Here is an 11,822-nt window from a genome sequence, read left to right as displayed (position 1 = left end):
ACATGTCAAAGTTCGCAAGTATTGCGCCATCGCAGAACGTTCTGCAGTGTGCACTTTCTACACTCACACGGATTCGATAAGATAAACCTCAATTCCACCGACTTTGACAACCGAGCCAGAGGCACAAATGCCACTACCGATCGTTCGAATGGGTGACCCGACCTCACATGGCGGCAAAGTAATTTCCGCTTCAACTACACATCGGATTAATGGCATCGGGATCGCGCGAGTCGGCGATTTAGTCTCATGCCCGGTGGCTGGACATGGGGTCAACCCGATTGTAGAAGGTGCAATAACCTATCTAATCGGAGGCCGCATGGTCGCACTGCACGGGCATCGTAGCGCATGTGGATGTGCATTGATAGCAAGTCTGATTACTGCGAAATATGGCTAGTAATCTGTGCCCTAATTACTGCTAATCGATCTTGCCAATCAATGCCCACATTCACCTTAGAAACTTCTATCTCCCGGCATCTACTTGCTTAGTACCGCTTAACTGCAAAATCTTCACATAGGAAATTTTCAATTCTCCGGCAAGCACTTTTGAGTCAATGGTCAGCACCGGTGATGCGCTACAGGTTCACGCTGACGTCGTTTATGTGCGCCACCGCCGGGCCGCGCATCTCTAGCTCATGTCACTCCCCCTGCAGCCTTCTCAGCAGTGCTCTACGCCGGTGGCGCCCTTCCTTAACTTGGAAATTCATACATATTCCGGGCTATGTACTGCTGCAAGCCGCTTCATCGCTCGAATCTTATCTTCAACAGAACCTGATCGCAGCTCAAGATAAGTCGATTTGTATTTTGGATTATCGACATCGAAATCCATCCCGTGAATTGCCATTAGTTTTGCCACTGCACCGCCGAGCGGTGCTCGCGCTGTCTCTACAAGAATCATTTTCTTCAGTGCCTCCACCACTTCAGGAATTGTCTTACTATAAGGAACAGATTCTGCAAATCCAGCTCTCACCTCTTCAAATTCACTGTTGGAGAAAACTGTCGCCTCCAGGAAATATTGCCTTTTAGCGCAAACTTCGAGAATGTACGACAGCATCAATAACCTGCAGCGCTCAGCCTCGAATCGTTGAGTAGGATATTGAGATTTCACAAGCGGTTGAGAGATAACCTTTTTGAAAATATCAACAGCATGGACCTTATCAAGAATGTGTAGCGCGCGGATACTATCCTCGGACAACTTACGACTTTTTTCCAGAAAACTCCAAGCCTCCTGCTTATCGAGCTCATTAAGATTCGCAAAATAACTTTCATCGATCCCGCGATATCTCTCCGAGTCATTTTTCTCGAAAAATTCATAGAAACGTTTTAGATTATTAGTCATCTCAAACTCCACCTTTAAAACCCAGCAATTCTTGTATTTTCTCTTTTCCTAAGACTCGAACCTCACCGCGCATATCAATTTCATGAATCTTGATTGAGGTGACTTCCCCAATAACCATCTTATCCCGCAAAACAATTTTTTCAACGTTATACCACAATGTATTGGTGCTTGAGAGTTTCTCGGGAGTTTGGAGAACGTTGATATTTCCGCTAGCTGCTTCGGCATATTTTTCGGAAACGCCAGCCCACAGATCCCTCGCATATGGAGGATCTCCATTCGCACCAGTCCAGTTATAATCTTTCAAATCAGGCCAATTATCAATGACACTCCCTCCAGAAGTGGTCTCCAAGGTCACCCCGCCAATACTTTCCGCGAATTGTTTGGCTGCCTTTGGATCGCCTGACCAAAAACCGCCTTATCCTTAGGTGAAGATACGTCCAAACGTTTAACAACCTCGTCCCAACTGTCATTAGAATTTTTTCTTGGCAAGTAGGGCTTCAGTATATCCTGGGCTTCGTTAATTTTCGTTCTCGCAAGTCCAGCATCTCCTCGTTTCGCAGCTAGTCGAGCCTCCTCGGATAGCTGACTAATTCGCGCACGGTCGGCGGCTGCCGCGACATCAGCAGCTGTCTGCTTCCTCGTATTTCCCTGAGTTTCTGGTGGCTTACCGACATCCGGCTTATCACCAGGCGGAGTCTTCAAAATTGGAGTAGGTGTAGAAGTGGATGACTGCCTATTGGAGGCAACACCCCTAGAACTCGCATCGGACCGTGGATCCGTGCCATCCAACTTAGACAACACCTTGCCCGGAGTATCCCGCACCCGCTGCTTTGGCGGCGTCGCTATTCTCTCTCCGCCTACCTTAATACCCGCCGGCACAGTATGCGCCTCTTTCGGTGCGGTCTCAGATAATACCTTAACCAACCTCGCATCGAGTTCAACCAGTGCCCTAGGAATCTGCCTAAGCGCATCCTGCTGTACATCGTAGAACTTGCGCTCCCACTCTGCTAACTTAGCGATGGAACCTTTAACAACTTCAAAATAGCGCAGTCCTTCAAAATGCGTCCGCAACGATCTGACTATATCCAAAAGTTTGCCAGTAATCTTGGTCAGGGCCTGCAGCAACGGCTTCTCGTACTGAATAAACTTCACGGCGCGAAGAAATTTCAAGACGTCGCCTTTGATAAATTTCTGCAGGAACTGGACGAGCTCCACCAGTTTTTGCGCATTCTTGATCAGCATGAGCATCACCGCGCGCAGCGCGGCACCCAGCTCAGATCCAGCGATCCCGCCAACAACAGCGCCGACTCCTGCGGCCACTGCCCCACCGGCCGCCATCGCGATCGGCAACGCAATGGTGATCAGACATGCGCATAAGAGCACCCATTCCATGAGCTCCTCGCGCTTTTCTGGGTGATTCGCCAGCCGTAGGATGACCGCGATCGCGTCCCTGGCGCTGGTAACGATGACAACGCCAGGCACGAAGCTGACGAGCATATCCACGACGACAGCAGAGAGCGGGCGATTGTCGACGAACTCTCCAAAGAACACCGACTTCAGCCAGTCCATACCGCCAACGACATGGCCCCATGCCTCGTCAACTATGGAACCACTGTCTGGCATTCGGTGGTTCTGACTCATACGGCACCACTCTTGCTAGGGCTGGCCTGCCAGTTCAGCAGCTCATCGATATCGCTATCCATCTCGGCGGATACGGTGGAACTTGCCTGCATTGGACGGTAGTCGTACTCGATCTTCGCCATTGCGCCGGCTGGTACGCCGCTGATCCGAGCTATGCCTTCCGCATCGAGCGTCCCCTTGCGCGTACTTCCGTCGCTCAGTGTGGCTTTGTACGCTGCGCCTGCCAATGGCGCTCCCCAGTCAGTCATGTGACGAAATTCAAGATCCGTCTTCTGCAATTCCGCCTTCTGCAAATGCGGCATCACATAATTGCTCGTTGCAGGTCCAGGCATCAAATGCATCGACGCATGCGCAATCCATTTCCCGGACGTGCTTTCAGTAATTCCACTGGCATCGATTTTGACGGACGAACCTCCTGCAGAGATCACGACCTCTTCCTTCGCATGGATTTCGATGCGGGACGTGGTCGACAGCAGGCGCAGCACTTTCTCAGCGATGATGTCGAGATCGTCGCTCTGCGCCTGTACTTCGACCTTTCCTTTTGCCGCGAATAGTTTGATGCCAGCGTTGGATGCGAACAAACTGATCTTCTCGGCTACGCTGGCGAGCAGGCTTTTGCCCACGGCGACGTTGATGTCCTTGCCCGAGGAGAACGTGACTTCCTCACCGGAGTGCACATGTGTTCCTTTAGCGCTGGTCAGTCCGATACCGGATGGCGATGCGACGAGCAATATCGCTTCCTTGAACCGATTAGCTTCTCCCTGGCTCTCGCCCTGGTAACGGTCTTGCGTTGCGTCGATAAAGTGGTCGAGCGCTTCTTGTCCCACCAAAGCTTCCGCGCCTGCTTTTGATGCAGTCTCCGACAATGTCTTCGTCAGCGAGGCTCCGGCCTTAAGTTGGCCGGTGGCTTCGGCTACATCGAGCTGCGTTCCCTGTGCACCGGGCCGTCCATAGGTGCTGATATACAGACCCTTGTGCGTGACGATGGCGCCAAAATCGTCCGTGCTGAGCGCAAAACCGGACCCAAAAAAGCGCCTTCGCTCGTTCCCGCTCTGGGATACCAGATAGCCGAGGTTCAGCTGCGCATGAGTGTTCGTGCTGTACAGATGAATCCTGTTTTGCGTGCTCGTATCATCCAGGACCAGCTGATTGAAACCGGCGCCCTTGTACTCCTTGGACTTGTAACCAGAGAGCTTGCCATCGGTATGCCATTGCGGCCCTTGATCGTTGTTGTACAGCCGACCGGTAACGACCGGCCTGTCAGCATCGCCGCCGAGGAAGGTAACGATGACCTCTTGTCCAACACGAGGCACATGCAAGCCTCCCCATCCCTGTCCCGCATTCGGATAGCTAACGCGCATCCAACAAGAAGCCCTGTCGTCGCCCGGGTTGATCCGGTCCCAGCGCAACCGGACCTTGACACGGTTGAGGTCATCGGTGTGGATCTCTTCCCCGGCAGGCCCCACGATGACAGCAGTTTGTGGATGAAGGGCTGGCCTTACATGCTCCGCTGGACTGCGGAATGGGACTTTGCGACGTTGCACCTCAAACCGATTGAAGCAATGACCAGTCTGTTGGTCGCTCGACGCCCCACCTCCTGCCACGTCCTGATGAAGACGTCGCCCGTTGGCAGTCTTGAACGACTCGGTCTGCAGCGAAAGGCTCCCTGGAAACTCCTTGGACTTGGTTGAAAAGGGCAGGTTGTTTTCGATGCACCACTCGACGGCGATAACGACAAATTGACGGTCATCAACTGGATCGGATCGATGCGCCGGATGATCGTCCAGCGTGAACCAGTGCCCGACTGACAGTGAACGCAGACCTGATACCCCATAGAACCGCTTCATCGTCGATTCCCACTCTTCGACACGAATGCGCGACTGCCTGTCGCCCAGCTCTTGTCTTGAATAAGTGTAGGCGCCCGTGTACTCGTATATCTCTAGCTGGTTTGGTAAATCGCCATGTTCCGGGAAAACAGAGATATTTGTCTGCTTCGGAAAACGGGGGGATTTGTAATCATCCGTGCTGGTTGCGAATCGGCTCGGCGCCAGGCTACGGCTAGCGCTCCAGTGAATGATTTTGTGCGCTTCGTCCTCAGTACTTGCGCCATGAAACTGAACACGTTCTGGCGAGACCGCCTTGAGATGATCGGTCGAGTCCGTAATGACGAGCACGTGACCAGTGCCATCTTCCTTCTGTTCGTGGTAACTGTACCAACCCTCTTCTTCCATCAATCGTTGGACGAAGTTCCAATCGGTTTCGTACTGAGTGCAGTATGAACGCGGGGCCACAGGAGCACTCAAATGGAAACGGAAATTCCCTTGTGCTTGGGGATGCCCCCTGAATACATCAACCAAAATATCGTCCGCTGTCTTGTCCTGCCATATACGCGCGTCTCGTCTGAATCTCAGGAAATGCAGCCACGGCCCGAAGCACATCTGGCAATAGGTCAACAGGCCATCGCTTCCAAGCCGTTTAACCGTGTGCACGTACCCGTGAACGGGCGAGTAGCTGCGATCGTCCTGTTGCAACCACAGGGTTACCGGCTGGGCAATGAGCTTTTTCAGTTCGATGTCATGGCGCACGGCGATCACGTCCATCGCATACTCGTAAGACCTTCCTAGTCGCTCATGGCCAATCACGCGCTGCGGTAACAGCACGTCGTCACCAAGAGTGGTGGTCAGTTTGAGGAGCCGATTTTGCTGGCCGATGAGCGCCCGATTGAGAGCCATGGCTTGATTCAGATCGACCATTGGAGGACCATCCCGTCTCTGGATTAGTTATGATCAAAATCGGTACATGCCATGACCTGCTAGGTCTGGCAAATGCCGAATCTTGCTAATCGAAAAATGCAGCGAGGGAATCGTACGCTTGCGGTACCCGTGCGTTTTGCGCTATTTCAGCAAAACCGTGAGCTGGCGCTATTGGCTGTCGATAAGCTATCGAATATGCGCGTAATGAGTCCTACACCTCAGACTCAACATTCTGAGGTGATCAGCCAACAATATTAGATAGGGGGTGTCATTGATCCGCTGAACGCGTGGCCGGCGGCCAGAAGTACGCTCAGTCCGACAAATCCTCGAGCTTGCCCAGGCACCGCCGCTGAAAGCCATTGAGCCCCTTGGTGATGAGCGTATCGTCGTCATAGATCACCTCGGCATCGAGCAGCAGCCGTAGCTTGGCGATGCGGTCGCCCTGGGCCAGCGCTTGCGCCAGGTGCGATCCGTCCGGGTCGCCCGCCTGCTCGATCGCTTCCACCACCTCGGGCGGGAAATCCCAGTGATTGGCGATCACCGACGACAACTCGCGGCTGGCCGCGAACAACGCCACGCCGAATTCGCTGGAACCAGGTACCTTGCCCTCGCAGATGCGGTCGGCCACCTGGAACGCCACCTGCAGGCCCAGGTTCTGCATCAGGCCGGCCAGGTAGGATTCGAACACGCCGGCCGACAGGCCCGGCGCCATCACGCTGGCGGCAAACGCGCAGCGTTCGGAATGCTTCCACACATTCGGCGCCACCTGGCGCGCCACGCCCTGCACCTTGACCCGCACCAGCGGGCGAAACGCAATTCGCGCCAGCAGCATGCGCAGGCCGTTCAGGCCGAGCATCGTCACCGCGCCTTCCAGCGTCTCGATCGGCGTCACCGGCCGGTAATAGGCGCTATTGGCCTCGCGGATCACTTCGGCCACCAGCACCAGGTCGCGTCCGACCTGGGCCGATAGCGCGCCAGTCGAGATGTTTTCGTCGGACAGCGCGGTGAGCAGTTGCGACACCAGCTCGGGAATGCGCGGTACCAGGCCGGACGCGCACACGGGATCGGCCGCCAGCGAACGCACCTCGGCCAGGATCTGCGCCTCTTGCTCGGGCCTGGCGTTGAAGCCGCTGGACGCGGTCAGCCAGCGGTAGAAGGTGGCGTGTACCTGGTCTACCAGGTCCTGGTCATGTTCAGGCGCCGTCGGCGTGCTGACGCTGGCCGCCGCTTCCGCCTCTTTGTCCGAACCGCCCAACAAGCGTCCAATCCAGTTTTTCATAGCGCTCCGCCACGCAGTCAAAATCAAATGATTGTAATGCCATATGGAAACAAATAGTCATCATCTCGTAAAGATTTATCGTTTGTAACGACGCTGGCATCGCTCTCCATCAAACACCGACGACATGGGGAGGCGTGCGTTGGCAAAAATTCTGCCGCTGATGTTGCAAATAATAATGATTATCATTTACCATATATAATAAATGATAATCATTCTCAGTAATTAGCTCAATTCAACTGTCCTGCCTCGCAAGCTTGCTGGGCGGAGCATGTGCCCCCTCGAGCTGGTCCATTCATACAATAAGGAGAACATGCCCATGAAATTCACCCGCCACATCCTGGCCGCCGCCATCGCCCTGGCCGTCATTCCGGGCCACGCCGCCTCGCCGCTGCTGGAGCAGTGGAATGCCCTCAAGGCCAAGGAGCCGCGCCTGCAGGTACGCGACGCCGCGCGCCAGCTCAAGGTATCCGAAGCCGAGCTGCTCGCCACCGGCATCGGCACTACCGTGGTGCGCCTGAAGGAAACCGACCATGCCCCGCGCGAGATCATGCGCCGCGCCCTCGACCTGGGCAAGGTGATGGCCCTCACCCGCAACGAAAACGGCGTGATCGAGACCACCGGCACCGCCATGCGCATCCCGAAACAGGCCGAGAAAGGCAGCGCCGACGAGGCCGAGCGCGAAGCGCGCAACCTGAACATCGCCGGCGGCTACCTGGGCGGCCCGATCGACCTGCGCTTCCAGTTCGCCAAGTGGAAGTACGCTTTCGCCGTGACCCAGCCCGGCCGCGACGGCGCGGTCAGCCGCAGCCTGCAATTCTTCGACGCCCACGGCAACGCAGTGCACAAGCTCTATCTGCGCGACGACGCCAATATCGCCGTGTTCGACAAGCTGGCGCTTGAGTTCCGCAATCCGAACCAGGGCGCGCCGCTGGACGTGACGCCGGCGGCCCCCAAGCCCGCCGCAAAACCCGACAGCGCGATCGACGTCAAGGAATTCCAGGCCGCCTGGCAAGAGATGACCGATGTGCACCAATTTAACCGCATCGTGTCCGAGTTCGGCCTGACGCGCGAGCAGGCGCTGCGCCTGGCGCCGGGCGGCGTGGTACAGAAAATCGCACCGCAAGGCGTGCGCAAGCTGCTGGAAGACGCGTCGAAAAGCCAGGTGGCGCTCATGGCCTTCCTTGGCAATGGCGCCCTGACCCAGATCTATAGCGGCAAGGTGCACAAGGTGATGGCGGCCGACGGCTGGTTCAATGTGCTCGACCCGGACTTCAACCTGCACCTGCGCGACAGCGCGCTGCGCAGCGGTTACGTGGTGCGCCGCGCCGGCGTCACCTCGATCGAGTTCTTCGACGACCAGGGCGAACTGGTAGTGACCTTCTTCGGCGTGCGCGAACGCGGCAAGCCGCAGCCGCAGTCGTGGCTCGACCTGGCGGCCAGCCTGCCGAAGGCCTGAGTCTCAGATCCGGCCCAGGAGCGCTTCGACTTGCCGCATCCGGTGCGGCAAGTCGCCTTCGAGCAGCATATAGTCGATGCCGCGCGCGGCCAGCGTCTCGAGCAGCATGCTGTGCACCAGCTGGCGCACTTCTTCCGATTCGCGCTGCAGGCCATCCGGCTCCCATGGGGTATCGGGCGCCGTCACGAACGTCCAGGCGTAGTCGTGGCCCGCGTCGAGCCGGGCCAGCTGCGCATCCACCCTGCCCCAGTACACGCGGCTGTACAAGGCCGTCATCAGGGGCGTGGTATCGCAGAACAGGAAGCGGCGCGCGTCGCGCGCTACCGCATCTTCGCGCGCGCGCTGGGTCAGCGCGATGGCGTACTGGTCTTGCTCGTGCGGCACCCGCCCCCGGGTATCGACGAATTCGCGCAGGTATTCGGGCACCCACAGCGTGCCGTAGCGGCGCGCCAGCGCTTCGGCCACGGTCGACTTGCCGGACGACTCGGCGCCAAGGATGGCGACCCGTGCTGGCTCGACGCTCATGCACGCTCCCGCGCCAGCGCCGCCCAGGTGCGCAGGCCGGCGATCGCCAGCAGCACGAACACGCCGTACAGCACGGCCGTGAGCACCAGGCCCTTGTACAGGTAGAGGCCGACGTACAGGATGTCGACCGCGATCCACACATGCCAGTTCTCGACCTTCTTCTTCGCCAGCAGCAGCTGGCCCACCAGGCTGCCGGCGGTCAGGAAGCCGTCGGCGTGCGGCACGTCGGTGTCGGTGAAATTGTCGAGGAAGGTCGACAGGATCACGAAGCACACCAGCCATGCCGCCAGCGACCAGGCGCGCCCACCCGGCTTCAGGAAAGTGGGCGCCAGCGGCGCGGCATCGGTTTTGCCGCCGCCGTGCAGCCACTGGTACCAGCCCCAGACCGAGGCCGCGATGAACACGAACTGCAGCCCCATGTCGCCGTACAGGCGCGCGTCGTAGAACACCCCCGCATAGGTCGCCGATGAGACGATCGCGAACAACCAGGCCCAGTGTACCTGGCGGATATTGAGGATGACCGTGATGGCTGCCAGCACGAAGGAGATGAGCTCCAGCGGCGAGGTCGTGAGACCGGCGAGAATGAGGGCTTCGTTCATAGTGGGCAGAAGAACCGTCGTCCCCGCGCAGGCGGGAGCCCGGCGGGGAGTCGTTACTGCCAGTGGCAGTAACGACGTGGCCGAAATTACTTCTTCGGATACTTGATCGTCATTTCCTTGAGCAGGTTATCGGCGTGATCGACTTCCTTCATCACCCACAGCATGTAGCGGATGTCGACGTGGATCGCACGCGTGATGGCGGTGTCGAAATACCAGTCTTTGGTGATCGATTCATAGGTCGAATCGAAGTTCAGGCCAATCAGTTCGCCGTTTTTGTTCATCACCGCCGAACCCGAGTTGCCGCCGGTGGTATCGGCGCTCGACAGGAAGTTGACCGGCACCGTGCCCAGCGCCGCATCCTTGAACACGCCGTAACGCCTGGCCTGGATCGCTTCCTTCAGCGGCGCCGGCACGATGAACGGATCCTTGCCGGTTTCCTTCTCGAGGATGCCTTCGACCGTGGTGAACGGGCCCTTGACCAGGCCGTCGCGCGGCGAGAACGGCGACACGGTGCCAAAGGTCACGCGCAAGGTCGAGTTGGCGTCCGGATAGACGGGCTTGCCCTGCGATTTCTTCCACGCGATCACGGCCGCCATGTACTGCGGGATCACGCGTTCCAGGTTGCCGTCGATCTCGTTGCGGCGTTCTTCCAGCGCCATGCCGGCCTCGTGCAGGCGCACCGCGAGCACGATGAACGGATCGCGCGACGCGCGGAAAGCCTCGGGAGTCTTGCCGATCCAGGCCAGGCGCCTGGCGGTGTCCGACAGCTCGCTGGCCTTAACCATGCCGCCGAGCGCATCGTGCGCCGGCAGCAGCGCATCCACGCCCTGTGGACGCACCTTGGCGTCGATCTGCGCATAGCGCGCCAGCGCGGCGGCGTACCGGGCCTGGTCCACCTGCGGCACGAACGATTGCTCCAGGCGGGTCAGGCGCGCCCTGATGAACGACAGGTCGCGTTCCTGGTAGCCGCTTTCGCGCTGGGCGTCCGGCTTCTGGCGTTCCAGCGCCAGGCGGTACAGGGTGCGCGCGCTCTTGAGCAGGTCGCTGTGGGTGGCTTCGAGCCACGCCGCTTCCTGGCGCTGCAGCGCCATGTCCTGCGCGATCACGCCATCGAGCTCCGCCAGCAGGCCGGTATTGGCGCCCGCGTGCGACTTCTGCCAGGCGCGGAACTCGGCATCCTGCACATCCTTGATGGCGGCGATGTCCTTGCGCGCGAAGCCGTCCAGCAGGCCCCTGGTTTTCTTGAGCACGTTGTTCAGGCCCTTGTCGACGCTCGCATACGCGACGTTCCAGGCCGGGTTGCCCTGGGTCGCGGCGGCGATCACCGACAGGTCGGCAGTGATGCTCGCGGCCTTGGCCGGCAAGTCGAGGTCGCGCGCGAAGCGGATCTCGCTCGGCAGCTTGTAGCGGCTGGTGCGGCCCGGATAGCCGGCCAGCAGGATCGGATCGCCGTTCTTCAGGCCTTCGCTTGATACGACCAGGAAGTCCTTCGACTTGTACGGCACGTTGTCGGGCGACGGATCGGCCGGACGGCCGTCCTTGCCGACGTAGGCGCGGTAGAAGGCATAGTCGCCGACGTGGCGCGGCCATTCGTAGTTGTCGATGTCGCCGCCATAGTTGCCGATGCGGTCGGACGGCGCGTACACCAGGCGCACGTCGCGGATCATCAGCTGCTTGATGCGGTAGTACTCCAGGCCGCGGTGGAAGGCCGGCACCGAGCAGCGGGTGGACTTGTCGGTTTCGCATTCCGCCACCAGGGCCTTGATGCGCGACTGGACCAGTGCGTGGCGCTCACGGCCCGACATCGACGGGTTCAGGTCCTTGAGCACGCGCCCGGTCACGTTCTCGACCTTCTCGGTCACGTACACCAGCGTGTTCGGGCCGCCCGGCAGTTCGTCGGCGCGGGTCCTGGCCAGGAAGCCGTCGACGATGTAGTTCTTCTCGGGCGTCGCGTTGCGCTGGATGGCGCCGTAGGCGCAGTGGTGGTTGGTTACCACCAGGCCGTCGGGCGACACGAACGATGCCGAGCAGCCGCCCAGCGAGACGATGGCGCTCATCGGATGCTTGCCCAGGTCGGCCAGCTTCTCGGCCGGCATGGTGATGCCGATGCGTTTCAGTTCGGATTTCAGTTGCGGCAGCTGGTGCGGTTGCCACTGGCCTTCATCGGCGAAGGCGGCGCCGGCGAAGCCCGCGAGGGCCACGGGCAGGAGGATCGATTTGAACAAGACAAGTC

10 protein-coding genes are annotated in these 11,822 nt (G+C 58.7%); 2 read left to right on the top strand and 8 right to left on the bottom strand.

Annotated elements, in window-relative coordinates; genetic code table 11:
• The first annotated feature begins 127 nt into the window (after window positions 1-127).
• On the top strand, window positions 128-394 hold the full coding sequence (locus E8M83_RS11245) for a PAAR domain-containing protein (RefSeq protein ID WP_137173453.1): 267 nt from the start codon (window positions 128-130) through the stop codon (window positions 392-394).
• 306 nt (window positions 395-700) lie between these two features.
• Here E8M83_RS11245 and E8M83_RS11240 read toward each other — a convergent pair whose 3' ends face one another.
• From E8M83_RS11240 to E8M83_RS11220, 5 genes are all read right to left on the bottom strand, one after another.
• Window positions 701-1,336 carry a hypothetical protein gene (locus tag E8M83_RS11240; RefSeq protein ID WP_137173452.1) on the bottom strand — a complete coding sequence of 212 codons (636 nt, stop codon included), beginning with the start codon at window positions 1,334-1,336 and terminating at the stop codon, window positions 701-703.
• Window position 1,337: 1 nt separating this feature from the next.
• Complete coding sequence (locus E8M83_RS11235; RefSeq protein ID WP_137173451.1) at window positions 1,338-1,685, bottom strand: hypothetical protein; 348 nt, start codon at window positions 1,683-1,685, stop codon at window positions 1,338-1,340.
• A 2-nt stretch (window positions 1,686-1,687) separates the two neighbouring features.
• Complete coding sequence (locus E8M83_RS11230) at window positions 1,688-2,977, bottom strand: hypothetical protein (RefSeq protein ID WP_137173450.1); 1,290 nt, start codon at window positions 2,975-2,977, stop codon at window positions 1,688-1,690.
• Entirely contained in the window at window positions 2,974-5,730 is a 2,757-nt protein-coding gene (locus E8M83_RS11225; RefSeq protein WP_137173449.1) for a type VI secretion system Vgr family protein, read from the bottom strand. The genes E8M83_RS11230 and E8M83_RS11225 overlap by 4 nt, the downstream gene beginning before the upstream one ends.
• A 310-nt stretch (window positions 5,731-6,040) precedes the next feature.
• Window positions 6,041-7,009, bottom strand: a complete 969-nt coding sequence (locus E8M83_RS11220; protein ID WP_137173448.1) for an HDOD domain-containing protein — start codon at window positions 7,007-7,009, stop codon at window positions 6,041-6,043.
• 316 nt (window positions 7,010-7,325) lie between these two features.
• Between E8M83_RS11220 and E8M83_RS11215 the strand changes: the two genes are divergently transcribed.
• Complete coding sequence (locus tag E8M83_RS11215; protein WP_137173447.1) at window positions 7,326-8,465, top strand: hemin-degrading factor; 1,140 nt, start codon at window positions 7,326-7,328, stop codon at window positions 8,463-8,465.
• A gap of 3 nt (window positions 8,466-8,468) precedes the next feature.
• On the opposite strand, the gene E8M83_RS11210 is transcribed toward E8M83_RS11215, so the two are convergent.
• From E8M83_RS11210 to E8M83_RS11200, 3 genes are all read right to left on the bottom strand, one after another.
• On the bottom strand, window positions 8,469-8,990 hold the full coding sequence (locus tag E8M83_RS11210; RefSeq protein ID WP_137173446.1) for an AAA family ATPase: 522 nt from the start codon (window positions 8,988-8,990) through the stop codon (window positions 8,469-8,471).
• Window positions 8,987-9,589, bottom strand: coding sequence for a nicotinamide riboside transporter PnuC (gene pnuC, locus E8M83_RS11205; RefSeq protein ID WP_137173445.1), 603 nt, complete (start codon window positions 9,587-9,589; stop codon window positions 8,987-8,989). Before pnuC ends, E8M83_RS11210 begins: the two co-directional genes overlap by 4 nt.
• 86 nt (window positions 9,590-9,675) lie before the next feature.
• On the bottom strand, window positions 9,676-11,814 hold the full coding sequence (locus tag E8M83_RS11200) for a S46 family peptidase (RefSeq protein WP_137173444.1): 2,139 nt from the start codon (window positions 11,812-11,814) through the stop codon (window positions 9,676-9,678).
• Window positions 11,815-11,822 lie beyond the last annotated feature (8 nt).

Origin of the sequence: Massilia sp. HP4, assembly GCF_005222695.1 — a bacterium.
GTDB lineage: Bacteria > Pseudomonadota > Gammaproteobacteria > Burkholderiales > Burkholderiaceae_D > Telluria.
This window is presented reverse-complemented; position numbering and strand designations above follow the sequence as displayed.

Excerpts from the sequence above, each read along its gene's own strand:
- E8M83_RS11245 (WP_137173453.1), top strand. The coding sequence starts at position 128 with ATGCCACTACCGATCGTTCGAATGGGTGACCCGACCTCACATGGCGGC.
- E8M83_RS11240 (WP_137173452.1), bottom strand. The coding sequence starts at position 1,336 with ATGACTAATAATCTAAAACGTTTCTATGAATTTTTCGAGAAAAATGAC.
- E8M83_RS11230 (WP_137173450.1), bottom strand. The coding sequence starts at position 2,977 with ATGAGTCAGAACCACCGAATGCCAGACAGTGGTTCCATAGTTGACGAG.
- E8M83_RS11225 (WP_137173449.1), bottom strand. The coding sequence starts at position 5,730 with ATGGTCGATCTGAATCAAGCCATGGCTCTCAATCGGGCGCTCATCGGC.
- E8M83_RS11220 (WP_137173448.1), bottom strand. The coding sequence starts at position 7,009 with ATGAAAAACTGGATTGGACGCTTGTTGGGCGGTTCGGACAAAGAGGCG.
- E8M83_RS11215 (WP_137173447.1), top strand. The coding sequence starts at position 7,326 with ATGAAATTCACCCGCCACATCCTGGCCGCCGCCATCGCCCTGGCCGTC.
- E8M83_RS11210 (WP_137173446.1), bottom strand. The coding sequence starts at position 8,990 with ATGAGCGTCGAGCCAGCACGGGTCGCCATCCTTGGCGCCGAGTCGTCC.
- pnuC (WP_137173445.1), bottom strand. The coding sequence starts at position 9,589 with ATGAACGAAGCCCTCATTCTCGCCGGTCTCACGACCTCGCCGCTGGAG.